This window comes from Acidovorax sp. GW823-FHT01C06 (assembly GCF_058798375.1).
The window spans coordinates 1,182,037-1,208,893 of record NZ_JBXAKN010000001.1 but is presented as its reverse complement, the minus strand read 5'-3'; the positions used below and the strand labels follow the sequence as shown (position 1 = coordinate 1,208,893).

Here is a 26,857-nt window from a genome sequence, read left to right as displayed (position 1 = left end):
ATGGCGCCGTGCAAGTGCCGATAACATGGACAGGGTCCGCCGCCTTGGGCGGACACGCCAGCAGGAGGCAAGCATGTTCTTTGTGTTCGGCCCATCGGGGCAGATGTACCGGGGAGGGCCGGAAAACCTCTCGCAGATCTCTGCCGTGCGGCGCGTGCAGCGGCCCCAGGCACTGCGCACGCGCGCGCTGGATGTGCCCGCCGAGCCGTTTCAGTCCCCGGCCCCGCTCCACCCCGCGTTCTCGCCGCCCGCCAACCTGCGCCTGCAGGACGCCGTGAGCGCCTATGCGCAGACCGAGCAGGGCCCCCAGCAGGCACGCCAGCCTCTGACCAAGGTCAGCGATGTCATGACCACGGGCGCCCTGAGCGTGGAGCCCGGGGCGCGCGTGAACGATGCCTGGCAGACCCTGGCCGAGCACAAGGTGGCCCAGGCCCCCGTGGTGGACCCGCTGGGGCGGGTGGTCGGCCTGCTGCTGCGGGCCGACATGGCGCCCCTGGACCTGCTGCCCGAGCCGGGCGCCGTGAAACAGGCGATCGAGCTGGCACGCCGCCCCGTCTCCGAGGTCATGGTGAGCCCCGTGCCCACCGTGGCGGCCGACACCGAGCTGCGCCGGGTGGCCGCCGTGCTGCTCGATACGGGCCTGCCGGGCCTGCCAGTGACGGACGATGCGGGGGTGCTGTCCGGCTTCATCTCGCGCACCGACATCCTGCGCGCGGTGGCGGCCGACCCGCCGCTGGACCTGTGGAGCGGGCCTGCGGTCTCGCTGTAGGCACCGCCGTGGGCCTCGGCCACGGCGGGATTGACTAAAAAACGGCCCCAGCGCTTGCCCATCAAGCGCAAACAGCCATCAATTCAGGAGCATCCGCAGCGGCGCGGCGGCCCCTGCGGATGCCGCGGCCCGCGCGTGCCGGGCTAGTGCCTGGCGGGCCCGGTCTCCGGCGTGCGCTCGGTGAGGGCCAGGCCCGTGGCGCCATCGATCTTGAGCCCCTTGGGCAGCGGAAACTTGATGGTTTCCTCGATGCCCGCCATGGTGCGCACCGACACGGCCCCCAGCGCCTTGATGCGGTCGATGACCTGCTGGACCAGGATCTCCGGGGCCGAGGCGCCGGCGGTGAGGCCCACGCGCGCCACGCCCGCGAACCAGCCCGGCTGCAGTTCGTCGGCGCTGTCCACCATGTAGGCCGGCGTGCCCAGCCGCGCCGCCAGCTCGCGCAGGCGGTTGCTGTTGGAGCTGGTGGGGCTGCCCACCACGATCACCACGTCCACCTGCGGGCTGAGCACCTTGACGGCGTCCTGCCGGTTCTGCGTGGCGTAGCAGATGTCCTGCTGCTTGGGCTCGCGCACGCTGGGGAAGCGCGCGCGCACGGCGGCCGAGATTTCAGCGGCGTCGTCCACGCTCAGCGTGGTCTGCGTGACCACGGCGAGCTTGCCGGTCTGCGCGGGCTGCACGCGGGCCACGTCGGCCACGTCTTCCACCAGGTGGATGCCGTGGTCGAGCTGGCCCATCGTGCCCTCCACCTCGGGGTGGCCCTTGTGGCCGATCATGATGAACTCGTAGCCTTCCTTGGCGAGCTTGGCCACTTCCACGTGCACCTTGGTCACCAGCGGGCAGGTGGCGTCAAAAATGCTGAAGCCGCGCGCCACCGCCTCCTGCTGCACGGCCTTGCTCACGCCATGGGCGCTGAAGACCAGGGTGGCGCCCGGGGGCACATCCGACAGCTCCTCGATGAAGATCGCGCCCTTGGCCTTGAGGTCATTCACCACATAGGTGTTGTGCACGATCTCGTGGCGCACGTAGATCGGCGCGCCGAATTTCTGAATGGCGCGCTCGACGATCTCGATGGCGCGGTCCACGCCCGCGCAAAAGCCGCGCGGCTCGGCCAGCAGGACCTCGACGTCCCCGCCCTCGCCCGCGTGTGGCGCGCCGGGCAGCGGCCCGGCATCGCTCATGCTGCGGCCAGAAATCTCGCTGCTCATAGCACCCCGATCAGTTGCACTTCGAACGTCACCGGCTGGCCCGCCAGCGGGTGGTTGAAGTCGAACAGCACGGCGCCGTCATCGCGCACCTGCACCACGGCGCCCGCGTAGCTGCCCTGGCCGTCCGGCGTGGGGAACTGCACCACATCGCCCACGCTATAGCGCTCTGCCGGGTCGCCCAGTTCGTTGAGCAGCTTCCTGGCCACCCACTGCTGCATCTCGGTGTTGCGCTCGCCAAAGGCCTCGCCCGCCGCCAGCTCGAACGTGGCGCGCGTGCCCTCGGGCAGGCCCAGCAGGCGCTGCTCCACGGCGGGCGACAGCTGGCCTGCGCCCAGCGACAGGGTGGCGGGCTTGTCGGAGAAAGTGTTGATCACATCCCCCGCCGGGCCCGCCAGGCGGTAGTGCAGCGTCAGGAAGGAGCCCGGCTGGACGGTGGGAAGGGGGGTGTCGATAGAGGTCATGAAAGTCCCGATAAACTGGCCTGCATTGTAGAAAATCGGGCAAAGCCCTACGCCCGTCGGCCCCTGACGGGTGTCAAAGACCCTGCGCCATGCCCCTCAAAGACCTGCCCTCCGACGCCCAGCCGCGCGAAAAGCTGCTGGCACGCGGCCCCGCCGCCCTGGCCGATGCCGAGCTGCTGGCCATCCTGCTGCGAACCGGCACCGTGGGCAAGGGCGTGCTGCAGATGGCGCAGGAACTGCTGGACACGCCCGGCGTGGACGCGGCCACGGGGCGCGTCACCGGCGGTTTTGGCGGCATCGCCGGACTGCTGCACACCAGCGCCGCCGACCTCACGCGCATCAAGGGCCTGGGCCCCGCCAAGCGCGCTGAGCTGGTGGCCGTGCTGGAACTGGCGCGCCGCGCCCTGGCCCAGCAACTGCGCGAGCGCGAGACGTTCGACTCGCCCAACGCCGTCAAGCACTACCTTCAACTTCACCTGGCGGCCAAGGGCCACGAGGTGTTCGCGGTGCTCTTCTTCGACAGCCAGAACCGCCTGCTGGCCATGGAGGAGTTGTTTCGCGGCACGCTCACGCAGACCAGCGTGTACCCGCGCGAGGTGGTGCTGCGCGCCCTGCACCACCAGGCCGCCGCCGTGGTGCTGGCCCACAACCACCCCAGCGGCAGCGTGGAGCCCAGCCGCGCCGACGAGGCCCTCACCAAGACGCTGAAGGCCACGCTGGCCCTGGTGGACGTGCGCGTGCTCGACCATGTCATCGTCGCCCCCGGCAAGGCGCTGTCGATGGCGGAACAGGGCTTGCTGTGACGGCGCCCGCGCCCGCCGCGCCCACGGCCCTGCACGCCGCGCTGGCCCGCGCCACGGCCGTGGCGCCCCCGCCCGGCGCACCCGCCCCGCCGCAAGCCGCGCCCCGGGCCACCCGACGCGCCGCCACGGCCGAGCGCAAGGCCGCAGCCCAGGCGGCGCTGCGGCCGCAGCGCCCCACCCCCCCTCCGCCTGCACCCGGCTCCCACGCGCCGGCGGCGCCGGCCCGCCGCCGGGCGCCCCCGCCGCCCCGGCGGGCCAGCGAGCGCATCGCGCACCTGCAGGACCTGGCCAGCATCGCCCGCCGCCTGCGCGAGGAGCACGCGCGCGCCGAGGCCGACGAAAAGGTCCGCCGCGAGGCCGCCGCGCGCCTGGAGGCCGAGCGCCACCTCTTCAGCCGCAGCGTAGGCCCCGTCACGCCGCTGCGCAGCCCCAACGTGGCACGCCTGCGCCGCCACAAGCCGCCACCGCTGCCCGTGCAGCACTGGCTGGACGAAGAGCGCGTGCTGGTCGAATCCATCAGCGACGACTTCGACGTGAGCACCCTGCTCGACACCGACGACCAGCTGAGTTTTCGCCGCCCCGGCATCGGCGTGGAAATCACGCGCCGCCTGCGCTCGGGCCACTGGAGCATCCAGCGCCAGCTGGACCTGCACGGCCTGCGAGTGGACGAGGCGCGCGAGGCACTGGGCGAATTCATCCGCCACGCCCACAAGACCGGCCTGCGCTGCGTGCGCGTGGTGCATGGCAAGGGCCTGGGCTCTCCGGGCAAGAGTCCGGTGCTCAAGAGCCGCGTGCAGCGCTGGCTGGTGCAAAAAAGCGAAGTGCTGGCCTTCGTGCAGGCCCGGCCCATCGACGGCGGCGCGGGCGCGCTGGTGGTGCTGCTGCAGCCCGTGCATCTACGCCAGCGCTAGGCACGCGCAGCGCAGATCGCCCCGCTCCGCCCTGCGCACCTGGAGAGCCGGGCAGCCTGCCGTGTTGCCGACGCCCGCCGCGACGGCCGCTACCACAGCCGCTGCAACGGTTGTGGCGATGCACCCTGCCTCACGCCGTCTTGGTGCGTCCCGCGGGCGCCAGCCCCCGCATCTCCAGCCGCACGCCCAAGCCCTTGAGCTCCTCGCTTTTGCGCAACTGCAAGTGGCCCCCATAGGCCTGCGCGATCTGGCTGGCAATCGCCAGGCCCAGCCCGCTGCCCTGCACGGACTCGTCAAAACGCACACCGCGCTGGCCCGCCGCCTGCAGTTGTGCGGGCGTCATGCCGGGGCCATCGTCTTCGATGTCCAGGCACAGGCTGGCATGTTCTGCGCCACCTTGCACCGACACAGACACCGACAGTGTCAGCCGCACCCGCGAGGCGGCCCACTTGCCCGCGTTGTCCAGCAGGTTGCCCAGCACCTCCTCCAGGTCGGCGCGTTCTCCGCGCCAGTGCAGCGGGCCTTGGGTATCGTCTGCCAGCATCCAGTCCAACCCCTGCGCGGCGTGCAGGCGTTCCATCATGCGCAGCACCTGGGCCACGCAGTCGCGCACGTCCACGGCCTGGCCGGTGCTGCCGGGGTGGGCGTGCAGCGCATCGCTCAAGGTGCGGGCCTGGTAGCGGTCCACCAGCTGGGCCATGGCCTCGACCTGGCGCTGCACCTCGCTGCTGGGCACCTGCGGCTGCGCGCTGGCCTGTGCGCTCAGCAGGGCCAGAGGCTTCTTGAGCGCGTGGTTCAGGTCCACCGCATGGGCCCGCGCGCGGGCCACCACGTGCGCGTTGTGCGCCAGCAGGCCTGCCAGCTCGTTCTGCAGGGGCTGCAGGTCGCGCCCCGTGGGGGCGGCCAGGTGCAGCGCCACATCGGGCCCCGCGCCCTGCGGCGCGCGCAGGGCAGCCAGCATGGCCTCCAGCCGGCGCAGCGGCGCCAGCCCCACCCGCACCTGCAGCCACGCCAGCCCCCCGGTGAGCAGCATCAGCACCAGCCCGGCCACCACCAGCGTGCGGTCGATCTGCCGCATGCTGCTGTGCAACTGCGCGGCCGGGCCGTAGACCGTCAGCGTGACCTGCACGGGAGGCTGGCCCAGGGTGACCGGCTGGGTCAGCGACAGCAAGGGTTCTTGCAGCGGCCCCGTGGCCCGGTGCAGCGTGGCCGAGCCGGTGGTGGGCAGGGCCTCGGTCGGCAGGCTGTCCATGTCCCACAGCGAACGCGAACGCAGCACATCGCTGCCCGCCTGCGCGCGCCAGTACCACCCGGCGTAGATGGCGCTGAACTCATCGGCACCGCCGGTGGACTCCCGCAAGCCGCCCTCGGGCCCCAGGTGCAGCCGCGCGCCCACGCGCTGGGCCTTGTCGCGCAGCACCTGCTCGAAGCTGGCCAGCAGGCTCTGGTGCATCTGCACGCGCAGCCACAGCCCCCCGGCGCCCACCAGCAGCAGCATGGGGACCAGCGCCAGCAGCGCAATGCGCGTGGCCATGGGCCACTGGGCCAGCGCCAGCGCCCACGCGGCGCCGCTGTGTGCCCGGGCCGGTGCAGGCGGCCCAGGCGGTGCGGGCTGCCCAGGCGGCGTGGCGGGGTCGATCCGCATCAGCCCGCCACGTCGGACGCCACGAGGCGAAAGCCCTGGCCGCGCTCGGTCACCAGCTGCGGCGCGCCGTTCAACTTGCGGCGGATGCGGCCGATCAGCACGTCCAGCGTGTTGGAGTCCGGGTCGAGGTCGCGCGCATACACATGCTCGCTGATGTCGGCGCGCGTGAGCAGCTTGCCCGGGTGGTGCATGAAATACGCCAGGATCTTGTGCTCCTGCGCCGTGAGCTGCAGGCTCTGGCCCTGCAGCGAAAAGCGGCCCTGCACCACGTCGTACTCCAGCGGGCCGGCAGCCAGCACGGCGGCGGCCGACCCGGCCGTGCGGCGCAGCATGGCCCGCAGGCGCAGCACCACCTCGTCCATCAGGAAGGGCTTGGTCAAATAGTCGTCGGCCCCGGCATTGAAGCCCGCCACCTTGTCGCTCCAGCGGTTGCGCGCCGTGAGCACCAGCACCGGCCAGCCGCGGCCCGCGTCGCGCCAGTCGCGCAGCACGCTCAGGCCGTCCTTGAGCGGCAGGCCCAGGTCCAGCACGGCGGCGCTGTAGGCCTCGGCACTGCCGGCAAAGGACGCGGCCTCGCCGTCGTGCTCCACATCCACCGCGAATCCCGCCGCCTCCAGCGCCACGCGCAGTTGTTGCGCCAGCGCCACATCGTCTTCCACCACCAGGATGCGCATCAGTCGTCCACCTTCTGCCGCGTGACTTCCAGGCTCACGGCGTCCACTTCGAGCTCCAGCTTGAAACCGTTGGGTTGCTGCAGCTCCACGCTGTAGTAGGGGCGTCGGCGGTGGTCCGTTTCCAGCTCCACCTCCAGCACCAGGCCCGAAAAGCGCGGCCGCAAGGATTCGAGCATCACGGCCATGGACTTGGGCGCCGCGGGCGTGCCCGCCGTTTGCGGCGGGGTCAGCACCTCGCCCGTGTTCACATCCACCAGCAGCTTCATCTCGCCGGCGGGCCGGTCCGAGAGCTTGACCTCGTACACCGCCTTGCCTTGCGCGTCGCGCTCGAACTCGGCGTTCACCACGCGCGATCCGTAGCGCTGCTCCAGCTGCTGGATGTAGCGGGCCATCTGCGCCAGGCCCACAGGCTGCATGGGCCAGTCGCGCTCCTGCGCCACGACACTGCCCGTGGCCGCATCCACCAGCACCTCGTGCTTGGTGCCGCGGGCGTCGATGATCTTGATCTCGTAGCGCAGCTCGCCCTTGCGGCCGTGCTTGGTCTCCACGTCGATGACGCGCCCGCCGTACTGGCGGCTCATGTCCGCAATGATGCTGTTGAGCGGCTTGAGCTGCCCGCTCTGCACGCCGCGCCGCGCCACGTCCTGCTCGGCGGCGGGGGCCTGCGCGCAGGCCAGCGCCACCGCGGCGCAGGCCGCGGCCTGCGTCCAGGTCCGCAAAATTCCATTCTTCATCGCCGGGCCGCCCCAAGATGAAGAGCGCTCCCTCGGGGGGCAGTGACCACACGAAGTGGGGAACGTGGGGGCCATATCTCTCATCGCGCGATTATTGCGGAGGCCATTAAACGGTCCATGAACGGACGCTTCACGGTGGGTTTAGGAACGGTTGCGCACACTGCCTCCCAGTTCTTCACAACCACTGCCACACCGAAAGGAAGCACCATGAAAAAGACCGTTCTGACCCTGGCCTTCGCAACCGCCGCCGCGGCCTCCGCCCTGCCCTCCATGGCCTGGGCCATGGGCGCCCAGGAGGCCGTCAACGTGATGGCCAAGAACCACTTCGTGGCGCCGCACGACCTGCAAAAACAATACGGCTACTGGACCGCCGAGGCCGTCTCCAACGACGGGGTGCGCGCCACCGTGCTGGTCAACGATGCCAACGGCAGCTTCACCGCCGTGCGCAAGGGCGACATCGGCACCGCCCTGCCCAGCGTGGAACGGGTGGCGCAGCAGGTGCGCGCCGCCGGCTACAGCTTCGTGTACGGCGTGGAGCTGGACGACGGCTTCTGGCAGGCCAAGGCCCGCCAGTCCGTGACCAACCGCGAGAAGGTCGAGTTCGTGCTGCACCCCGTGACGCTGGAGGTGCTGAGCCAGGTGGGCCGCAGCGGCGGCACCGTGAACGGCCAGCCCGTGCTCAGCGCCGACCAGGTCGTGACAGCCCTGCAGCAGGCCGGCTACACCCGCGTGCGCGGTGTCGAATACGACGATGGCTACTGGGAAGCCGAGGCGACCAACACAGCCAACCTTGCGGTGGAGCTGCGGGTGGACGCCGTGACCGGGGCCGTGCTGCGCGAACAGCTGGACGATTGAGCGGCCGGCGGCTGCCCTGCGCCAGGGTGCTGAAGCAACCCACAAAAAAAGACACCGGGCCCCGGCATGCCCAAGCAGCCGGTCCAGGTATCTTTTCAGGGCCGTTGGCGGCGGGCACGCCGAGCGTGCCGCGCACCGGCTTTACTTGGACAAATCGACCGCGTACTTCGACGTGCCCTTGCCCGAACCGTCATCCGCTGCCAGCAGCGACACATTGGTCAGGCCTGCCGCCTGCGCCACGGCGAGCGCATTGCCGCCCGAGCTGAACACCACCGGCCCCGCCACGCTGGCCTTGGCAAAGCGCCAGCTCTTGGCCGCGCCGTTGGCACTGCGCGTCACCGCCGGGTTCTTGCGGATGTAGTCGATCACCACGTCCCGGTTGGCGTCGGGCGAGGCCCAGATGGTGCCCGAGCCATCGAGCTTGTCGATGAAGCTCTTGCCGCTGGTGGCGCGGTAGTTGTTGGTGGCGATCACGAACTCCTGCGCCACGTCGATGGCCTTGCCCAGGTAGGTCAGGTTCCTGATGCGGCTGCCCACGGGCTTCGTCACGTCGATCTCGTACTGCACATCGGCCGTGGTGAACATGTCGAAGTTGTAGCCCGGGAAGGTGCTGATGAGCTGCTGCTCGCCGGTCTTGGCGGGGTCGATCTGGTTGAAGCGCTTGGCAGCCGCCTCCAGCCAGTTCTTGATGTCGCCGCCGTTGACCTTCACCGCGTACACCGTGTTGGGGTACAGGTACAGGTCGGCCGCGTTGTTGATGGCCAGCGGGCCCACGGCCACGTCGGTGTAGTCGGCACCGCCCTGGAAGCCGCTCTTGAACGGCGCGCTCACCGACAGCACGGGCAGCTGTGCATACTGCGGCAGGCTGGCCTTGATGTAAGCGGCCACATAGGCCTGCTGCGCCTGGTTCACGATCTGGATCGCGCCGGGGTCGCCCACGTCGGCGAACAGCGTGCTCATGCGGAAGTCGGTCTGGCCGATGGGTGTCTTCACGTACTGGATGGCGGCCTGGTGCTGGGTCTCGACGAGCGGCGCCACGCTGGCGTCCGCATCCACGGTCACTGTGGCGCCCGCGGCGTTCTTGTTCTGGATGTTGCGCAACTCGGACTTGCTGGCCGTCTTGTTGACGACCCACTTGGCGCCGTCCCACTGCAGCGCGAGCTGCACCACACCCAGGGCCTTGCCCCACGAGCTGGCCATCACGGCGGGCACGCCGTTGACGGTGCCGGCCTTGTGGTCGACACCGGCCATGGTGAAGCCGGGCGTGGCCGCGGTGTCGGGGAACACGCCGTGCTGGTGGCCCATCACCATCGCGTCGATGCCGGCCACCTTGGAGAGGTACAGGCCCGGGTTCTCCATGGTGGGCGAATACGCCGCGCTGTCCATGCCGCCGTGCAGCAGCGCGATCACGATGTCGGCGCCCTTGGCGCGCAGCTCGGGCACGTACTTCGTCGCAGCCTCGACCGCGCCTTGCGTGGTGACCTTGCCTTCGAGGTAGCGCTTGTCCCAGTTCATGATGCCCGGCGTGGTGAAGCCGATCACGCCCACCTTGATGGGCAGCTTCACCTCCTTGCCGTCCGCGCCCTTGGCCACCAGCGTGCGCTCGAGCACGGTGTAGGGCTGCACCAGCGGCTTCTGGGTCTTGTTGCTGGTCACGTTGGCCAGCACCATCGGAAAGCCCGCGCCCGCGCACTTCTTGGCGGCGTCCACGCCGTCCACCTCCAGCCCGCCGCCCAGCACCTGGTTCAGGAACGGCAGGCCGTAGTTGAACTCGTGGTTGCCCAGCGTGCCGGCGTCAAAGCCTAACGCGCCCATGGCCTTGTACATGGACAGCTGCTGCGTGCAAGGGATGGGGTTGATGGTGGCTTCGTAGTCGGCCAGCGCCGTGCCCTGGATGGTGTCGCCGTTGTCCACCAGCAGCGTGTTGGCAAACTCCTTGCGCGCCGCACGCACCAGCGTGGCGGTGCGCTCGAAGCCGTAGCTCTTATCTTCGGCCAGCTTGAAGTAGTCGTAGCTGCGCACATTGAAGTGCAGGTCGGTGGTCTCCAGCACGGCCAGCGTGGCGGTGGCGCCCGCGTTGTTGTTGCTGCCGCCGCCATCGCCGCCGCCACAGGCGGAGAGGGACGCGGCCAGGGCCAGCACGCTCAGCGTGGCGGTGCGGCGCGAATAGCAAGAAAACGGAAAGGAATCGGATTGGCTGCGAATGCGTTCAGACATGAACAAGGCCCAGGATGAAACAAAGGACCGAGTGTCTGGCGGTGGTTTGACAACGGTATGACGGCACGCGGCCGCCGCGCGTCCCACGGGGGTGTCAGTCAGCGCGGGGGGCGCCGTCGGCTCAGCAGGCCTTCCACCATCAGCAGCAGCAGCGCTGCGCGCAACTCGTCGTGGGTGTCGGTCACGGTGGTATGGGGGCCTCGCAGCACCCAGATGGCGCGGCCGCTGAAGTTGTAGTCGCTTCCCTGCAGGTGGCGCGCCAGGAGTTCGACCTGTTCGAAATCATCTGCCGAGACCGTGTGCGCAACGGTGATGGTGCTGCCCATGGGAACCCTCACATAACTTGCCTGTCAGCCCGCGCGTTCGTGCGCAACCCTGCCTGGTCCGTGGCCCCTGGTCGTGCGAGGACGCCAGCGCGCACAGGCCGGACCGCCCACGCTCTTGCACCGCGCTCTTGCACCACGCGCCGCAATGCGCCGCTGTGGCGGGGCTGCCGGTGCCTGCGGCGAGGAGGCCCTGCCCAGTGGTCTTCTGTGCAGCCCCAGCGTGCGCCGTTGGGCGCGCGCTGTATGTAGTCGTTTGCCGACAAAGCCTTACGACCTCCTGCGCCGCAGCACCCGGCACAAGGGAAGGAGCCGCAGGGTTCGCGTCAGGCGATGCGGCGCACGTCGCCGTTGTGCGGTGAAGCGCTCTCATGGAACAGGTCTTCGAGAAACTGGGCCAGTTCGTGCTCTTCCACGAAGTCGGGGACCACGAAGCCCGCGGGGGTGCGCTTGCCGTCGCCGCCCACGCGGTAGACCTGCCACAGCGGGCCCTCACGCCGCACTTCAACGATGCGGCCAAAGACATTGAAACGGGGATGGGCGGGGGGTGGTGTGTTTTCCATGGACTGCCTCGTGCCGGGTCTCGCGCCTATTCTCCGGCGATCTGCGGGTAGCCGTCGCAGATCACCACCCACGCGGCCTTGGAGGCCACGTGGATGTGCCTTTGCGGCGGCGCGTCAAAAGGGGTGTCGAGCGTGCCCAGGGGCACGGCCACGCTGTCCGCATGCACGCCTTCGCTGTGCCAGAGCAACGGCGAGCCGCAGGCCAAGCAGAACTGCCGCGTGACCCGCGGCGACGAGCGGTAGGCGCGCAGCAGCGCCTGCCCCTGCACGAAGCGGTGGTGCTCGCGGTGCACCGAGCCGTAGCTGGCGAACGCCGCGCCATGGGCCTTGCGGCACATCGAGCAGTGGCAGTGCGATGCGCTGCGCAGCGGCGCCGTGGTTTCGTAGCGCACGCCGCCGCACAGGCAGCTGCCCCGGTGGTGCACGACGGATTCGGTCATGGCCTGGGTTCTCCTTCGACGGGGTGCCTGGGTGGAGCACGCGGCCGGGTCAGGCGCGCGGCGGCGCCGGCGTGGCCACGGAGGCGATCAGGTCCACCTCCACCGTCGCATTCTTGGGCAGTTGCAGCACCCCCACCGAGGTGCGGGTGTGGGCGCCCGCCTCGCCCAGCACGGCGAACAGGATTTCAGAGGCGCCGTCGGCCACCTCGCTTTGCTGCGTGAACCCGGGCGCCGACTGCACATACACGGTGATGCGCAGCACCGACTGCACGGCGTCCAGAGAGCCCAGCGCACGCTGCAGCAAGGCCAGGGCGCGCAGGGCGCACACCTTGGCCCCCGCCTGCGCCTGGGCCAGGGTGGCGCCGGCGCCGGCCGCCCCCGTGGCCACCACGGTATCGCCCACGCGCGGGATCTGCCCGCTCAGGTAGACGTGGTGGCCGTCGCGCACCAGGGGCACGTAGTTGCCCCCGATCTTGATCTCGCCGTCAAAGCTGTAGCCGAGGGCCTGGGCTTGTTCCTGAAAACGGGCGTCACGGGACATGAAAAAAACCTCGCCGGGTGAAATGCCTCCACTATGCCACCCGGCAGGCAGCCCCTGGCGTTGCCAGGCCAGCGGGCGCGCCGCCCTCCGGGGGAAGGCGGCACAGATGCTTCATATATGCCGCGCGAACGGGTCCACCAGCGAGGCGATCGTCACGCCGGCCGGCTGGCCCACGCCCTGCGGGCGCCCTGCCGGCTCGGGGGCTGCGGTGACCGGCGCCACCTTCAGCGGCGACATGCGCCGGCCGTAGACGCGCTGCACGCGCTCTTGCAGCGTGGGGTGGGAATCGAGCCAGTGCTCCATCCTGCCGCCGCCTTCCACGTCCACCAGCAGCATGTGCTGCACCGAAGGATGGTTCAGGCCGCTGTGGCTGTGCTGTTCATAGCCGCGCGGGGTATCCCGGCGCTGGGCCATGACCTTGCGCAGCACGCCGCCCAGGCCGTCCTTGCTGCGCGTCCATTGCACGGCGCGCGCGTCGGCCAGGTACTCGCGCTGGCGCGACACGGCCGCCTTGAGCATGCGGCCGGTGATCCAGCCCGCGAAGCCCGCCAGCATGATGGCCGAGCCGAACCACCACGACAGGCCCCGGCGCTCGCGCAGCGTGTCGCCGAAGTTGTAGACCAGCTCCAGCCCGAACACCATGCCCGCCAGCTGCATCTTCAGACGGGTGTCGCCTTCGTGCAGGTGCGAGAGCTCGTGGGCGACCATGCCCTGCATCTCCTCGCGGTTCAGGTAGTCGAGCGCGCCCTGCGTCACGGCGATCACGGCATCGCTCTGGTCCCAGCCGGCGGCAAAGGCATTGATCGCGTCGGTGCGCGGCATCACCATGATCTCGGGGCGCGGCATGTGGGCCGCGATGCACAGCTCGTCCACGATGTTGGAAAGCCGCTGCTCGGCATGCGAGAGCGACGGCCTCAGCTCGCGCGCACCCACCCGCCGGGCCAGCTTGACGCCGCCCGCGCGCAGGTTCGAGGTTTCCACCCACCAGCCGCCCAGCACCAGCATCAGCGACACGCCCACGTTGGCCGCCAGAAAGCCCTGCGGAAACGGCAACCGCCCCGGCAGCACCGCGGCCATCAATACCCAGGCCAGCGCCAGGGCCGCGTGCACCGCGACGACCAGCACGGCCACAGCGAGTGCAAAGCCCAGCAGCAGGCGCCGCGTCTCGCTGCGCGCGCTGTCCTGATGGTCCCAGAACTTCATGGCACCCTCTCCAGTTGGTGAGATATCCACTGCGGGCAGAACTGGCCGCAGCCCTGCCGGCGCATGCGTGGATGCGGACGGGCCGTGCCGCCACGTGCGTCCCGCGGAGGGAACAGCGCCGCCAGCGGCCCAGAGGCCCATCGATATGGCTTACGAGAACCGCACCTGCGGCGCGGCGCGCTCTTCTTCGCTGCGTGTGGATTCGAGCATCGGCACGGTGGGAAAGCCCAGCAGGCGCGCCACGACCAGGTCAGGAAACTGCGCTGCAGCGTCGTTGAATTCCAGCGCCTGGTCGTTGTACGCCTGGCGCGCAAAGCCCAGGCGGTTTTCGGTGCTGGTCAGCTCTTCGGACAGCGACTGCATGGTGGCGTCGGCCTTGAGTTCGGGATACGCCTCGGCCACCACCATCAGGCGGCCCAGGCTGCTGCCCAGCACGCCCTCGGCGGCAGCCAGCGCGCCCATGGCGTTGGCGCTGCCAGGCTCTGCCCGTACAGCGGCGGCAGCGCCCTGGGCTTGGCCGCGGGCCTGGATGACGGCTTCAAGCGTGGCGGCCTCGTGGCTGAGGTAGCCCTTGGCGACTTCGACCAGGTTGGGCACCAGGTCGTGGCGGCGCTTGAGCTGCACGTCGATCTGGCCGAACGCGTTGGCAATGCGGTTGCGCAGCTGCACCAGCCGGTTGTAGACACTAACGGCCCACACCGCCAGCACGGCGACCAGGCCCAGAACGATCCAAGCAGTAGCTGACATGTCCCACCCTCCTTGTTGTGAATTGAATGAATGGATGCTGGGCGCATCTTAGTAGCGCGCCTTTCCCAAAGGGGCCATACATTTCAGCGGGTAGGGATTTAAGCGTTCAAACCGCCTGCAGCGCCTACCCATCAAGCGCTATCAGCTATTAACAACATAGCAATCGATGCTATGGGCGCACACCGGGCCCATCCACAGGCTGCGAGGGACACGGCCCAGCCGCTCAGGGGTTGCCACCCCACCCCACAGCCTGCAAAGACAGCAGCCCCGCCAGTGCACCCGTGGATCTGGCCTTGCCAGTCCACCGGGTGCGCCCCCCTTGAGGGGGAGGCGGCGTAGCCGCTCAGGGGGTGCCCCGATTCCTCATCCAGTCGGCCGTGCCCATGAAGCTCTCCTTCAAGCGCGCGCGCAGCGCCTCGGGCACGCCCGTCTCGCCCATGGCCTGGTCCATGCAGGCCACCCATTGGTCGCGCTCCTGGATGCCGATGGAAAACGGCATGTGCCGCATGCGCAGGCGCGGGTGGCCGAAACGGCTCTGGTAGTGGTCGGGGCCGCCCAGCCAGCCGCACAGGAACCAAAACAGCTTTTGCCGCGCGCTGGCCAGGTCGCTGCCATGGGCTGCGCGCAGCTCGGCGTAGCCCGGCTCCAGGTCCATCAGGTCGTAGAAGCGCTCGGTGAGGGCGCGCACGCGCTCTTCGCCACCGATCCAGTCGAAGGGGGTGGTTGCGGTGGCGGCTTCTGCGCCGGCGCCGGTGTCTTTGGGAACGTCGGAATTCATATAAAAAACTGGCCCCAGCGCTTTCCTATAAAGCGCTGGAAGCTATCAAATGAGTAGCAATCGACACGCAGCCTATTCCGCCGAACGGCGCAGCGTGTCCACCACGGGGCGCACCAGCACCTCGCGCAGGCCCCACCAGCCCGCGGCCAGCGCCAGCACCGCACCCGCCACGGCGCCCGCCAGGGGCACCCAGGGCGCGGCCGTCCAGGTGAAGTCGAACACGAAGCGCGCCAGCGCCCAGCCCACGCCCACGGCCACGGCGCTGGCCAGGAAGCCCGCGAGCAGGCCCACGCCCACCAGCTCGGCGCGCTGCACCTGCCGCAGCAGGCTGGCGCGCGCGCCCACGGCGCGCATGATGGCGTACTCGCGGGCGCGCTCCTCGCGCGTGGCGGTGACGGCCGCGAACAGCACCACCAGCCCGGCGGCCAGCGTGAAGGCAAACAGGAATTCCACCGCGCGGATCACCTGGTCCAGCACGCGCTGCACCTGGGTGATGGTGGCGCCCATGTCCACGTTGGTGATGTTGGGAAACTGGCGCACCAGGGCGTTGTCGAAGCCGTTGGTCTCGGGGGCGCGGTACGCCGCCAGGTAGGTGACCGGCACGTCCTTGACGCTGGCCACGGGGTACATCACGAAGAAGTTGGCCCGCATCGACCCCCAGTCCACCTTGCGCAGGCTGGTGATGCGCGCTTCGTTCTGCACGCCGCCCATGTCGAACAGCAGCCGGTCGCCCATCTGCAGGCCCAGGGTCTCGGCAATGCCCTCCTCGACGCTGATGGCACCTTCCTCGCCCTGGCGCCACTGGCCGGCCACGATCTGGTTGTGGGGGGGTGGTTCGGTGGCGTTGGAAAGGTTGAACTCCCGGTCGACGAGGCGCTTGGCGCGGTCGTCGGTATAGCTGTCGGGGCCCACGGGCTTGCCGTTCACGGCCAGCAGGCGGCCACGGATCATGGGATACCAGTCGTACCGGGCCACGCCGCCGTCCTTGAGGGCCTGCTGGAACGCATCGGACTGGTCGGGCATCACGTTGATGACGAAGCGGTTGGGCGCATCGGGGGGCGTGGCCTTGCGCCAGCTGTCCACTAGGTCGGTGCGCAGCAGCACCAGCAGCACCAGCGCCAGCAGGCCCACGGCCAGGCTGCTCACCTGCACCACGGCGTAGGCGGGGCGCGCGGAGATCTGCCGCGTGGCCAGCACCAGCCAGCGCGGGGCGGTGGCCTCGTTCACGCTCTTGCGCAGCAGCTTCACCGCCACCCACGACAGCCCCGCAAACAGGGCCACCGCGCCGGCAAAGCCGCCCACGGCAATCAGCCCCAGCTTGATGTCGCTGCTGACCGTCAGCAGCAAGGCCGCGAAACCGGCGATGCCGATGCCCAGCACCGCCAGCGACGCGGGCTTGAGCCCGCCCACGTCGCGCCGGATCACGCGCAGGGGCGGCACCTGGGCCAGCTGCAGCACGGGCGGCAGGCCGAAGGCGAACAGCAGCGTGAGCCCCATGCCCAGGCCAAATGCCACGGGCCACAGGCTGGGCGGCGGCAGGGCTGACTCGACCAGCCCCGCGAGCAGCAGCACGAAGGCATAGTGCACCAGATAGCCCAGCGCCACGCCCAGCGAACTGGCGAACAGGCCCACAAGAGCGAATTCGGCCGTGTAGGCGCCCGCGATGGTGCGCTGGCTCTGCCCCAGCACCCGCAGCATGGCCGAGGCATCCAGGTGCTCTGCCGCGAAACCGCGCGCGGCCAGCGCCACGGCCACGGCCGACAGCAGCGCCGCGAGCAGCGCCACGAGGCTCAGGAACTTTTGCGCCCGGTCCAGCGTCTGGCGCATCTCGGGGCGGCCGCTTTCGAGGGATTCCACCCGCACCCCGTGCACCTCGGGCTTCTTGGCCTCCGCCACGGCCCATTCGCTGAAGGCCTTGACCGCGGGGCCCGGCCCGATGACGGCGAAGCGGTAGGTGAGGCGGCTGGCCGGCTGCACCAGGCCGGTGGCGGGCAGGTCGGCATCGTTCACCATCACGCGCGGGGCAAAGCTCATGAAGCCCGCGCCCCGGTCGGGCTCGATCACGATGATGCGCGCGATGCGCAGCTGCGCATCGCCCAGCAACAGCATGTCGCCCATGGCCAGGTTCAGCGATTCGAGCAGGGGAGCATCCACCCACGCCTCGCCCCGGGCAGGGATGTCGCGGGTGGGCTGGTCGAGCGCCCCCGGCGCGTCAGCCACCTTGAGGCTGCCGCGCAACGGGTAGCCCGGCGGCACGCTCTTGAGGGCCACCAGCTTGCTGGCACCACCCTGCGCATCGCTGGCCCGGCCCATGGTGGGAAAGCCCACCGTGGTGACCGCCTGCAAGCCCAGGGCCGCGGCCCGCTCGACGAACGCCGCTGGCGTGGGGTTGTCGCTGGCCACCACGGCATCGCCGCCCAGCAGCTGCAGCGCATCGCGCTGCAGGCCGCCCTGAAGGCGGTCGGCGAAAAACCCCACGGACGTGAGCGCCGCCACCGCCAGCGTGACCGCCACGATGAGCAGGCGCAGTTCGCCCGCGCGCAGGTCGCGGGCCAGGGTACGCCAGCCAAGGCGCAGAAAAGACAGGTTCATGGCACGGAACCTTAGCGCAAACGGAGCGCTCTGGCGCTGTTCAGGGCTTTGCGTCGCCGGCCGCCGGCGCCGCGCCACCGGGCACCCCCGCATCCAGGCGCGCTTGCAGCGCCTCCAGCACGGGCTGGATCTGTGTGCCCACGTGGATCTGGGGGTTGGAGAATCCGTCGGTCTTGCCGGCCTCCACCTCGCGCTGCGCGATCAGCGGCACGGCCTTGGCAAAGGCCTCGGTGAATGAATGGGTCTGGCGCAGTTGCTCGTTGAACACCGCGCGGCCGAAGAACGTGAGCTCGGACCGCGTGCCGCAGCCATACGATGTGTGGGTGGCGTCGGCGGCCGTCATGATGAGCGTGCCATCGGTGGCCAGGGGACCGATCCAGCCGCCGGAGTAGCAGGCCGACACCGCGATCACGCGGTGGCGGATGCCGGCTTCATCCAGCGCGGCGCGCAGCATTTCCGGCGTGACGGGCTGCACCTGCAGCGGTCCGTGCGATGCCGCCAGCTCGTGGTTGCGCGCGCCGTGCGAGGTCATGTAGATCACCAGCAGGTCATGGTCGCGGTCCATGCGCGCACCCAGGGCCGAAATGGCGCGCTGCAGGTTCTGCGGCGTCGCCCAGGCGTGGGTGTCGGCGGTCTCGGCATGGTTGAGCAGGTGGATCACGCGGCCGTGCGCGTCGAACCGTTCCTGCAGCAGCGTGCTGACCATGGTGCTTTCGCGCCGGAACACGTTCTCTTCGGCATAGGGAGCGAACACGAGGCCGTAGACATCCACCACCCCGTCCCGCTGGGCCGCCAGCGCTTGCACCTGGCGCTCCCACAGCGCCTGCTGCGCCTCGAACACCGGCTGCGACAAGGTCAGCTGCGCGGGTTCGGGGCCCTCCTCGGCGGCCTGCGCCGCCGCCAGGGCCGCACCGTCCAGCTCCCAGGGCTGGTCCTGGAACTGCCACATGCCCACCCCGATGACCGCCGCCATCGACACCGCGAACACCGCGGTGCGCAGGCGCGAGCGGATGAAGCGCGCGCTCACCACGACCAGCGCCGCCAGAACCCACGCCGTCAGCACGCCGTAGGCAGTCCAGAAAACGATTCCGGCCGTGTTCCCGACCCACAGCGCGGGCCGGTGGACGGTGGCGCCCAGCAGGGCATACAGCAGGAGCAGGGGCACCAGCGGAGCCCACGCCGACAACACATACCAGGCGGCGAGCCCGCCCGATGGCGCACCCTCCGGGGTCGGCGCGCCGGCCGCAAGGCGCTGCGCGGGTGCCATGGCCCACCAGGCCAGCCACAGAAGCGCCAGGCCGCTCCACATCGGCGCGAGCCAGCCCCGCAGGCTGAACTGGGCGGGCCCTGCCACCTGGAACCGCGCCGCCCCCACCAGCAGCGCGCCGCCGAGCAGCACCAGAACGATCAATTGCCACGGGGTGGGAACCGCGGCCCCCGTGCGGGGCGGCAGGAACAGCGTGGCCCGCAGGCCCTCGCGGACCCAGGCTCCCAGGGGCAGGCGAAGAGGGGCAGGCGCCCCGGCCGAGGCCGCCGCCGGCGCAGTGGCGGGCGCACCGGGGGGCAGCCCCTCATCCAGCGGGATTTCGATCTTGGCGGGTTCGGGGGCCCACTGGCTCGGTTGGGTATCGGCCCAGGCGCCCTTGGCGTTCAGGTCTTGCATGCGCGCATCATGCCACCGCGGGATGACGGCCCGGGGGCCGGGGAACATGCGCAGGGGAACCGGGGCGGACCGCCGCGGGATACCCCCGAAAGTGCCTCTCAGGCCGCGCTGGCGGACGCCGCCGGCGCCATGGCAGGCACCCGCGCCAGTTCAGGCTGCAGCACCAGCCGGTGCACCCCGCTGTAGCAGACGAAGCGGCGGTTGGTGGCGCGCCCGATGGCGCACAGGCCCAGCTGCTGGGCCACGGCATGGCCCATCTGCGTCATGCCGCTGCGCGACACCACGATGGGCACGCCCATCTGGGCCGACTTGATGACCATCTCGCTCGTGAGGCGGCCTGTGGTGTAGAACACCTTGTCCGAGCCCGACATCGGCACATGCCCCCCCGCGGAGGACCCGCCTCCGGTGCGGGCCGGCGCCTCGGGGTTCATCCACATCCAGCCCGCGATGGTATCGATGGCATTGTGGCGCCCCACGTCTTCCACGAAAGTGAGCAGTTCCTCCCCCTGGAACAGCGCGCAGCCATGCACGGAGCCCGCGGACTTGTACGTGGTCTCCTTGATGCGGATGGCGTTCACGATGCCATACAGCTGGGCCTGGGTGAGGCACGCCTCGGGCAGCGCGATCCGGTCCACCTCATCCATCAGCCCGCCAAACACGCTGCCCTGCCCGCAGCCGGTGGTCACCACCTTGCTGGCCGTCCGCTCCTCGATGCGCGCGATGCCGTGGCGCGTGCGCACGGCGGCGGCGTGGACCTCCCAGTCGACGGTGACGGATTCGATGTCGAAGACGGACTCCACCAACCGCTGGTTGCGCAGGTAGCCCAGCACCAGGAGCTCGGGCTGGGCGCCCAGCGTCATCAGCGTGACCAGCTCGCGCTTGTCCACATACACGGTGAGCGGCCGCTCGGCGGGAATGGACACCTGCTCCCGTTCACCCAGTTCATTGACCACCTCGACCCCATGGGTGAGCGGTGCCTGGGCCTGCGTGAGGCGCGGCAATGGCGGGGTGGCGAGGTCCGTGGCGGTGCGGGAAGTCATGGCCGGACTATACGCAGGCTCCGTGCGCGCCGCAGCCCGGGGCCGCAATGCCTCATGGTGTGTCCTGCCCGGGGCAGGGGCGCGGAGCCCCCTGGGAAGAGGCTGGGCGCCAGCCGCCGGGCCCGCGTTCAGGACTTGGGGGCCGATGCCGCCGCCGCGGGCGTCGACGTGCTGGGCGGGCTGCTCGCCGTGCCAGGCGGCGAATGGGCGCCAGAGGCCTCCAGGGGCTTGGCCTCCGGCGGCGTGTACGCGAACGGTCCGGGGTCGGTGCATGCGGCGGCACTGGTGGCCGTGGCGGGCTTGGCGGCTGGGCTGGTCTTGCGATAGTGGGCCGCCACGCGGTCCTGGGCCAGGCACAGCTTGTAGTTGTCCACCTTGCCCGCCCAGGCCGTCTTGGCGGCGGCTTCGGCGGCCTTGGCCGCGGCCTCGGGCGATGGCGCGGGAAGCTTGGCCACCGCCAGCATGCAGGAACTGGCCGCGCACACGGCCAGGAGCGAGGAACGGAAAAAATGCGTCATGGTGCGGTACCTCATACCTGTGCGGGTTGGCCTGCCGATGGCGCTGCGGCAGCATCGCCCCCCGGGGTGCTGGCACTGCGCTGGCGGGGAATCTTGCCCGCCTGGACGTCGTCATACCAGAGCTCATGGTGCTCCCGGGCCCAGGCCTCGCTCACGTAGCCCGTCTTCATGGCCTTGTAGGCGCCGCGCATGCCCACCGTGCCCATGTAGATGTGTCCGCAGATCAGCGCCATCATCCAGATGGCCAGCGAGGCATGGACCATGTGGGCGATCTGCATGTCGCCGCGCACGTCGCCAAAGCCGGGGATGAGCTTGTCGAGCACCAGGCCCGTGGCCACCACAAGGATGCCAGGGATGGTGATGCCCCACCAGAACAGGCCCTTCTCGCCCGCGTTGAAGCGGTGGGAGGGAACCTGGTGGTCACCGCCCAGCATGCCGCCGCCCTTGGACAGCCACACGAAGTCCGCGCGGTTGGCAATGTTGTCCTTGACGAAGGTGAGGATGATCACGAGCAGCGACACGGCGAACAACGGGCCCATGAAGTTGTGCACATTCTTGAGCGCATAGGTGATCCATCCGAACAGCGAGGCACCCAGGACCGGCAGGAGGAAGAACTTGCCAAAGGCCATCACGATGCCGGAGAGGGCCAGCGTGCAGAAGGCGAACGCATTGGACCAGTGCGCCGCCCGTTCGAACGGCGTGAAACGCTCGATGCGGCGGGTGCCGGCGCCCTCGGGATGGTCATGCCCCAGCGGGCCCTTGACGAAGTAGAAGATGCCCAGCGCCAGCAGCACGATGGCGAACAGCGCCGCGCCATAGGGAATGATCCAGTGGTTGCGCACCTGCCGCCAGGCCTCACCCGCATTGGTGAAACGCGAGCCGGGATACTGCACGAAGGGCTGGATCAGGTTGCCGGCCTCGGGCGCCTGCGTTTTGGGCAGGCTGCTGTAGCCCGTCACGCCCTGCCCCACCTGGCGCCACATGGGCGCATTGTTGCCAGGCTGCACCTTGGCACGCTCGCCGTTGGTCTGCCCGGCGTACTTGGGGTCCGCGCTGGCATCCGGCTTGACCTCGAAAATGTTCTGGCCCTGGATGCCGCCGGGTGCTTGCGGCGCCACCGCTGCGGCCGTGGCCGGCGCTGCGGCCGTGCCCGCATCGGGCGCCGCTGGCGCCTGGGCACCCGCGGGTCCCCAGGCCACACCCGCCGCCACGACCAAGGCACACACGATGTGTTTCATGGTGAACCTCGCTTCACTTGGTGCGGGTGTATTCGTTCTGGCCGTACTGCTGGCGCGCCTTGAGCTGCGCTTCCCAGCCGGCCTTGTCCCCGGCCTTCCAGCCAGGCTGGGTGAAGTTGCTGCCCGTGCCGGCATATGGCGGCGCATCGGTGCGGATGCCCGCGCCCGTCTGGGGTTTTTCGCCGCAACCGGCGAGGGCCGCGACAGCCCCTGCCGCTGCAAGAACAACAAGAAGGGGAAGCCGCTTCATGACTTGCCCCCCGCAGGCTGGCCGGCCTGCTGCGAACCGTAGGCCGTGCCCCAGCCCCACACTTCGGCGCCCTTGCCACGCTGCACCACGCGGTTGCGGAAGATGTCGGCCACCACATCGCCGTCGCCGGCCAGCAGGGCCTTGGTGGAGCACATCTCCGCGCAGGCCGGGAGCTTGCCCTCGGCCAGGCGGTTGCGGCCGTACTTGTCGAATTCGGCCTGGCTGCCGTGGTCCTCGGGCCCCCCGGCGCAGAAGGTGCACTTGTCCATCTTGCCGCGCACGCCGAAGGTGCCCTGCGACGGGAACTGCGGCGCGCCGAACGGGCAGGCGTAGCTGCAGTAGCCGCAGCCGATGCACACATCCTTGTCGTGCAGCACCACGCCTTCTTCGGTGCGGTAGAAGCAGTTGACGGGGCACACGGCCATGCAGGGTGCGTCGCTGCAGTGCATGCAGGCCACCGAGATGGACTTCTCGCCGGGCACTCCATCGTTGAGCGTGACCACGCGGCGGCGGTTCACGCCCCACGGCACCTCGTGCTCGTTCTTGCAGGCGGTCACGCAGCCGTTGCATTCGATGCAGCGCTCTGCGTCACAGATGAATTTCATTCGTGCCATTGCTGTCTCCAATCAGCGATTCAGGTTTTGCCGCCGGGCCGCCCCAAGGCAAAACGCGGCCCCCTCGGGGGGCAGCGCAGTACACAAAGTGACAAGCGTGGGGGCCATGTCTTCAGGCGCGTTCCACGTTGCAGATCGTGGTCTTGGTTTCCTGCATCATGGTCACGCTGTCGTAGCCATAGGTGGTGGCCGTGTTCACGGCCTCGCCGCGCACCACGGGCGCCGCGCCCTTGGGGTAGTACGCCAGCATGTCGGCGCCCTGCCAGCGGCCCGAGAAGTGAAACGGCATCCATACCGTGTCGGGCGCCACGCGCTCGGTGACGAGCGCCTGCACATTGAGCCGCGCACCCGTGGGGGAACTGAGCCACACGCGCTCGCCGTTGCGGATGCCGCGATCCGCCGCCGTCTTGGGGTTGATCTCGACGAACGATTCCTGCTGCAGCTCCGCCAGCCAGGGATTGGAGCGGGTTTCCTCGCCGCCGCCTTCGTATTCCACGAGTCGGCCCGAGCTCAGGATGAGCGGGAATTTCTCGTGCACCTTGTCGGCCACGTTCTTGTCCTGAAGGCTCTTGTAGAGCGTGGGCATGCGCCAGAAAGCCTTCTTGTCGTCATGGGTGGGGTATTTGGCGACAAGGTCCGGGCGGGTGCCGTACAGCGGCTCGCGGTGCTGCGGAATGGCATCGGGGAAGTTCCACACCACCGCGCGCGCCTTGGCATTGCCAAAGGGATGGCAGCCATGCTTCATCGCCACGCGGATGATCGCGCCCGTCGGGTCGGTCTTCCAGTTCTTGCCCTCGGCCTTGGCTTTCTCGGCGTCGGTGAGGTCGTCCCACCAGCCCAGCTTCTTGAGCAGCACATGGTCGAACTCGGGGTAGCCCGTGGTGATCTCGCTGCCCAGCGAGTGCGAGCCGTCCTCGGCCAGCAGGTTCTGGCCGTCCTTTTCCACACCGAAGTTGGCGCGGAAGTTGCCGCCGCCATCCATCACGTGCTTGGAGGTGTCGTACAGGTTGGCCGAGCCGGGGTGCTTGAGCTCGGGCGTGCCGTAGCAGGGCCAGGGCAGGCCGAAATAGTCGCCCGTGAAGTCGTAGCCGGTGTCCTTGTCCTTGCCTCCCTTGGCCTTCAAGGTCTTCACGTCGAACACGTGCATGTTCTTCATGTGCGCCTTCAGGCGCTCGGGGCTCTGGCCGGTGTAGCCAATGGTCCACACGCTCTTGTTGATCTCGCGCAGGATGTCCTCGGGCACGGGCTCGTCCATGCCCTTGACCTTCTGCATCTTGTAGTTCTTGGAGAGCTCGGTGGCAAAGCCCAGCTTCTCGGCGAACTGGTGCATGATCATGTGGTCGGAGCGGCTCTCCCACAGCGGATCGATCACTTTCTCGCGCCACTGCAGCGAACGGTTCGAGGCCGTGCAGGAGCCGCTGGTCTCGAACTGCGTGGCCGCGGGCAGCAGGTACACGGCGCGGTTGGGGTTGAGGTCCTCGGCCTTGCCGGGCATCGCGGCCATGGCCGCCGTGGCCGAGGGGTACGGGTCCACCACCACCAGCAGGTCCAGCTTGTCCATGGCCCGCTTCATCTCGAGGCCCCGCGTCTGCGAGTTGGGCGCGTGGCCCCAGAAGAACACGCCGCGCAGGTTGGAGTCCTGGTCGATGAGCTCGTTGTTCTCCAGCACGCCATCAATCCAGCGCGACACCGTGATGCCGCTCTTGGTCATCATCGCGGGCGAGGCGTACTGCTTCTTGATCCATTCGAAATCCACGCCCCACACCGCCGCGAAGTGCTTCCAGGAGCCTTCGGCCAGGCCGTAGTAGCCGGGCAGCGAATCGGGGTTGGGGCCCACGTCGGTCGCGCCCTGCACGTTGTCATGGCCCCGGAAGATGTTGGTGCCACCGCCGGTCTTGCCCACATTGCCCAGTGCCAGCTGCAGGATGCACGATGCGCGCACCATCGCATTGCCGATGGAGTGCTGCGTCTGGCCCATGCACCAGACGATGGTGCCCGGGTTGTTCTCGTGCAGCATGGTGGCGACCTTGAGCATCTGCGCCTCGCCCACGCCGCAGGCATCCTGCACCTTGTCGGGCGTCCACTTGGCCAGCACGTCCTCGCGCACCTTGTCCATGCCGTAGACGCGGTCGTTGATGTACTTCTTGTCTTCCCAGCCGTTCTTGAAGATGTGGTACAGCAGGCCGAACAGGAAGGGGATGTCGGTGCCCGAACGGATGCGCACGTATTCGTCGGCCTTGGCGGCCGTGCGGGTGAAACGCGGGTCCACCACGATCATCTTGCAGCCGGTTTCCTTGGCGTGCAGCATGTGCAGCATGCTCACCGGGTGGGCCTCGGCCGCGTTGGATCCGATGTACAGGGCGACCTTGCTGTTCTGCATGTCGTTGTACGAATTGGTCATGGCGCCGTAGCCCCATGTGTTGGCCACGCCGGCCACCGTGGTCGAGTGGCAGATGCGCGCCTGGTGGTCGCAGTTGTTGGTGCCCCAGAAGCTCACGAACTTGCGCAGCAGGTAGGCCTGCTCGTTGTTGTGCTTGGACGAGCCCACGAAGTACACGCTGTCAGGGCCGCTGGCCTTGCGCAGCTCCTGCATCTTGGCGGTGATCTCGTTGAGCGCCGTGTCCCAGCTGATGCGCTCGTACTTGCCGTTCACCAGCTTCATGGGGTAGCGCAGGCGGTACTCGCCGTGGCCGTGCTCGCGCAGCGCGGCACCCTTGGCACAGTGCGCGCCCAGGTTGATGGGCGAGTCGAACACCGGCTCCTGGCGCACCCACACGCCGTTCTCGACCACCGCATCGACCGCGCAGCCCACCGAGCAGTGGGTGCACACGGTGCGGCGCACTTCGATCTTGCTGTCGCCCAGGCCCACCTTGGCGCCTTCGGCGGCACTGGACTTCTTGACCAGGGTCAGCTGCGACGCGGCAATGCCGACGCCGACGCCCAGGCCCGAGCGGCGCAGGAACGAGCGCCGGTCCATGGTGGGCAGGGCCTGCGACAAACCGCGGCGCAGGCTGTGGACAAAGGGAGATGCCGGGGCTGCGCCGGGCGCGGCGTGCGGCGATTTCTTGGTGAGCAACATGGGGCGCCCCGCGTCAGAGTTGGGTGGTCTTGTAGTACTGCTTCACATGGGCGGACAGGTGGTACCCGCCGCCCTTCTCCGGCGCCACGCGGGGGGGCGCGGACACTGCCGCATCGGAAGACGGCGCCACCTGGGGAAGGGCCATCACGGCGGCCGCTGCGGCGCCGACGGTGGCGGCGCCGGCAAAGAAGCTGCGGCGCGAGGATGGGGGTTGGCTGTTCTGCATGCTTGTCTCCAGAATGGCTGGCAGCTATGAAAGGCTGTTCATACAGTCTATGTCACTGAGTGCAACACTGCAATTGAGGCAAATACCTCCCACCAAGTTACTCACCTTTTATAGCGGCCCGGCCAGACGCCGCGAGCGCGCCCCGCTCAATCGAGCATGTCGAAGCCCTGCGCCTCCACGGCCACGAAAGCCCGCGTGAATGCGGCCAGCGCCGCATACAGGCGGGCCTGGGGGTGGGCCGCCAGCGCATCGCACAGCGCCCCGGTCCAGGGCTGCAGGTGCGTTGCAAAAAAGTCGCGCTGGGACGCCAGGTTGCACACGGCCACGTCGTCACCGGCAATCAGGTAGCGCATCACCTCGCACAGGTAGGCGATGTGGTCTTCGGTCTCGGGCATGGCCGCCTCATCACGCGCCAAACCCAGGCGGGCCAGGTCGGCGCGCAGGCGGGCCAGGGGCTTTTCGTTCAGGAAGCCGCTCAGGTAGTGCGATGCGTACAGGTAGACCTCGGGCTTGCCCACGCCGCCGAACAGGCGGTCGAATTCCAGCGCCACGGCCGCATCATCCAGCGCGCGCGCCGCGCCCACCAGTTGCTGCCAGGGCTCCTGCAGAAAGCCGCCAGCGGTGGGCGCCTCCGTCACCGCCACGCGCAGGGCGGACAGCAGTTCGGGGCCGGGCGCCGCGTAGTACAGCTGCGACAGCAGGCCATACAGCTCGGCGCGCGCGGTTTCTTCGTCCAGCGCCGAGCTGCCGGGGGTGGTCATTGAA

At 69.3% G+C, this 26,857-nt stretch carries 27 protein-coding genes; 4 read left to right on the top strand and 23 right to left on the bottom strand.

Annotated features, from left to right (window positions below; genetic code table 11):
• Window positions 1–73 precede the first annotated feature (73 nt).
• Window positions 74–769 (top strand): CBS domain-containing protein, encoded by a 696-nt coding sequence (locus tag AC1RCS_RS05515; protein WP_218298104.1) that lies wholly within the window; start codon window positions 74–76, stop codon window positions 767–769.
• A 143-nt stretch (window positions 770–912) separates the two neighbouring features.
• Here the strand turns inward: AC1RCS_RS05515 and ispH are convergent, their stop codons facing one another.
• Entirely contained in the window at window positions 913–1,950 is a 1,038-nt protein-coding gene (gene ispH / locus AC1RCS_RS05510) for a 4-hydroxy-3-methylbut-2-enyl diphosphate reductase (RefSeq protein ID WP_492246543.1), read from the bottom strand.
• A 23-nt stretch (window positions 1,951–1,973) separates the two neighbouring features.
• Window positions 1,974–2,438, bottom strand: coding sequence for an FKBP-type peptidyl-prolyl cis-trans isomerase (locus AC1RCS_RS05505; RefSeq protein ID WP_218339952.1), 465 nt, complete (start codon window positions 2,436–2,438; stop codon window positions 1,974–1,976).
• Window positions 2,439–2,527: 89 nt separating this feature from the next.
• Here AC1RCS_RS05505 and radC point away from each other — a divergent pair, with 89 nt between their 5' ends.
• The gene (radC, locus tag AC1RCS_RS05500; RefSeq protein ID WP_218339950.1) at window positions 2,528–3,241 is read left to right on the top strand and encodes a RadC family protein; all 714 of its coding nucleotides are present in this window, start codon (window positions 2,528–2,530) and stop codon (window positions 3,239–3,241) included.
• Window positions 3,242–3,507: 266 nt separating this feature from the next.
• Window positions 3,508–4,152 carry a Smr/MutS family protein gene (locus AC1RCS_RS05495; RefSeq protein ID WP_492244515.1) on the top strand — a complete coding sequence of 215 codons (645 nt, stop codon included), beginning with the start codon at window positions 3,508–3,510 and terminating at the stop codon, window positions 4,150–4,152.
• 130 nt (window positions 4,153–4,282) lie between these two features.
• Here the strand turns inward: AC1RCS_RS05495 and AC1RCS_RS05490 are convergent, their stop codons facing one another.
• The 3 genes from AC1RCS_RS05490 to AC1RCS_RS05480 are packed head-to-tail and all read right to left on the bottom strand — an operon-like array spanning window position 4,283 to window position 7,205.
• Window positions 4,283–5,797: a sensor histidine kinase gene (locus AC1RCS_RS05490; RefSeq protein ID WP_492244497.1), complete on the bottom strand. Its 1,515-nt coding sequence runs from the start codon at window positions 5,795–5,797 to the stop codon at window positions 4,283–4,285.
• Window positions 5,797–6,471 carry a response regulator transcription factor gene (locus AC1RCS_RS05485; protein ID WP_492244496.1) on the bottom strand — a complete coding sequence of 225 codons (675 nt, stop codon included), beginning with the start codon at window positions 6,469–6,471 and terminating at the stop codon, window positions 5,797–5,799. The genes AC1RCS_RS05490 and AC1RCS_RS05485 overlap by 1 nt, the downstream gene beginning before the upstream one ends.
• A complete protein-coding gene (locus tag AC1RCS_RS05480; protein WP_492244495.1) occupies window positions 6,471–7,205 on the bottom strand; it encodes a PepSY domain-containing protein in 735 nt (244 codons plus the stop codon). Before AC1RCS_RS05480 ends, AC1RCS_RS05485 begins: the two co-directional genes overlap by 1 nt.
• Window positions 7,206–7,412: 207 nt before the next feature.
• Between AC1RCS_RS05480 and AC1RCS_RS05475 the strand changes: the two genes are divergently transcribed.
• A complete protein-coding gene (locus AC1RCS_RS05475) occupies window positions 7,413–8,060 on the top strand; it encodes a PepSY domain-containing protein (protein WP_492244494.1) in 648 nt (215 codons plus the stop codon).
• A gap of 141 nt (window positions 8,061–8,201) precedes the next feature.
• Here AC1RCS_RS05475 and AC1RCS_RS05470 read toward each other — a convergent pair whose 3' ends face one another.
• The 18 genes from AC1RCS_RS05470 to AC1RCS_RS05385 form a co-directional block, all read right to left on the bottom strand.
• On the bottom strand, window positions 8,202–10,277 hold the full coding sequence (locus AC1RCS_RS05470) for a bifunctional 2',3'-cyclic-nucleotide 2'-phosphodiesterase/3'-nucleotidase (RefSeq protein WP_492244493.1): 2,076 nt from the start codon (window positions 10,275–10,277) through the stop codon (window positions 8,202–8,204).
• A 98-nt stretch (window positions 10,278–10,375) separates the two neighbouring features.
• Window positions 10,376–10,603 carry a hypothetical protein gene (locus AC1RCS_RS05465; protein ID WP_218295847.1) on the bottom strand — a complete coding sequence of 76 codons (228 nt, stop codon included), beginning with the start codon at window positions 10,601–10,603 and terminating at the stop codon, window positions 10,376–10,378.
• 323 nt (window positions 10,604–10,926) lie between these two features.
• Window positions 10,927–11,163, bottom strand: coding sequence for a DUF7661 family protein (locus AC1RCS_RS05460; protein WP_218295848.1), 237 nt, complete (start codon window positions 11,161–11,163; stop codon window positions 10,927–10,929).
• A gap of 26 nt (window positions 11,164–11,189) precedes the next feature.
• A complete protein-coding gene (locus tag AC1RCS_RS05455) occupies window positions 11,190–11,603 on the bottom strand; it encodes a GFA family protein (protein WP_492244492.1) in 414 nt (137 codons plus the stop codon).
• A gap of 49 nt (window positions 11,604–11,652) precedes the next feature.
• On the bottom strand, window positions 11,653–12,144 hold the full coding sequence (locus AC1RCS_RS05450; protein WP_218295850.1) for a RidA family protein: 492 nt from the start codon (window positions 12,142–12,144) through the stop codon (window positions 11,653–11,655).
• 111 nt (window positions 12,145–12,255) lie between these two features.
• A complete protein-coding gene (locus AC1RCS_RS05445; protein ID WP_492244491.1) occupies window positions 12,256–13,347 on the bottom strand; it encodes a M48 family metalloprotease in 1,092 nt (363 codons plus the stop codon).
• Window positions 13,348–13,497: 150 nt separating this feature from the next.
• Window positions 13,498–14,094, bottom strand: coding sequence for a LemA family protein (locus tag AC1RCS_RS05440; RefSeq protein ID WP_056423040.1), 597 nt, complete (start codon window positions 14,092–14,094; stop codon window positions 13,498–13,500).
• Window positions 14,095–14,437: 343 nt separating this feature from the next.
• Window positions 14,438–14,872 carry a group II truncated hemoglobin gene (locus tag AC1RCS_RS05435; protein ID WP_492244490.1) on the bottom strand — a complete coding sequence of 145 codons (435 nt, stop codon included), beginning with the start codon at window positions 14,870–14,872 and terminating at the stop codon, window positions 14,438–14,440.
• A gap of 72 nt (window positions 14,873–14,944) precedes the next feature.
• Complete coding sequence (locus tag AC1RCS_RS05430) at window positions 14,945–17,464, bottom strand: ABC transporter permease (protein WP_218295854.1); 2,520 nt, start codon at window positions 17,462–17,464, stop codon at window positions 14,945–14,947.
• Window positions 17,465–17,504: 40 nt separating this feature from the next.
• A complete protein-coding gene (locus AC1RCS_RS05425) occupies window positions 17,505–19,127 on the bottom strand; it encodes a C13 family peptidase (RefSeq protein WP_492244489.1) in 1,623 nt (540 codons plus the stop codon).
• A 98-nt stretch (window positions 19,128–19,225) separates the two neighbouring features.
• Window positions 19,226–20,167, bottom strand: coding sequence for a formate dehydrogenase accessory sulfurtransferase FdhD (locus AC1RCS_RS05420; RefSeq protein WP_492244488.1), 942 nt, complete (start codon window positions 20,165–20,167; stop codon window positions 19,226–19,228).
• A gap of 128 nt (window positions 20,168–20,295) precedes the next feature.
• Entirely contained in the window at window positions 20,296–20,685 is a 390-nt protein-coding gene (locus tag AC1RCS_RS05415; protein ID WP_218295857.1) for a hypothetical protein, read from the bottom strand.
• Window positions 20,686–20,696: 11 nt separating this feature from the next.
• Window positions 20,697–21,923 carry a formate dehydrogenase subunit gamma gene (locus AC1RCS_RS05410; protein ID WP_218295858.1) on the bottom strand — a complete coding sequence of 409 codons (1,227 nt, stop codon included), beginning with the start codon at window positions 21,921–21,923 and terminating at the stop codon, window positions 20,697–20,699.
• 13 nt (window positions 21,924–21,936) lie between these two features.
• Entirely contained in the window at window positions 21,937–22,173 is a 237-nt protein-coding gene (locus AC1RCS_RS05405; protein ID WP_492244487.1) for a hypothetical protein, read from the bottom strand.
• Window positions 22,170–22,787, bottom strand: coding sequence for a formate dehydrogenase FDH3 subunit beta (gene fdh3B / locus AC1RCS_RS05400; protein WP_218295860.1), 618 nt, complete (start codon window positions 22,785–22,787; stop codon window positions 22,170–22,172). The genes AC1RCS_RS05405 and fdh3B overlap by 4 nt, the downstream gene beginning before the upstream one ends.
• A 112-nt stretch (window positions 22,788–22,899) precedes the next feature.
• Complete coding sequence (locus AC1RCS_RS05395) at window positions 22,900–25,866, bottom strand: formate dehydrogenase subunit alpha (protein WP_492244486.1); 2,967 nt, start codon at window positions 25,864–25,866, stop codon at window positions 22,900–22,902.
• Between the two features lie 13 nt (window positions 25,867–25,879).
• Entirely contained in the window at window positions 25,880–26,092 is a 213-nt protein-coding gene (locus tag AC1RCS_RS05390; RefSeq protein ID WP_218295862.1) for a formate dehydrogenase, read from the bottom strand.
• Window positions 26,093–26,238: 146 nt separating this feature from the next.
• The gene (locus AC1RCS_RS05385) at window positions 26,239–26,853 is read right to left on the bottom strand and encodes a TorD/DmsD family molecular chaperone (RefSeq protein ID WP_492244485.1); all 615 of its coding nucleotides are present in this window, start codon (window positions 26,851–26,853) and stop codon (window positions 26,239–26,241) included.
• Between the last annotated feature and the right edge of the window lie 4 nt (window positions 26,854–26,857).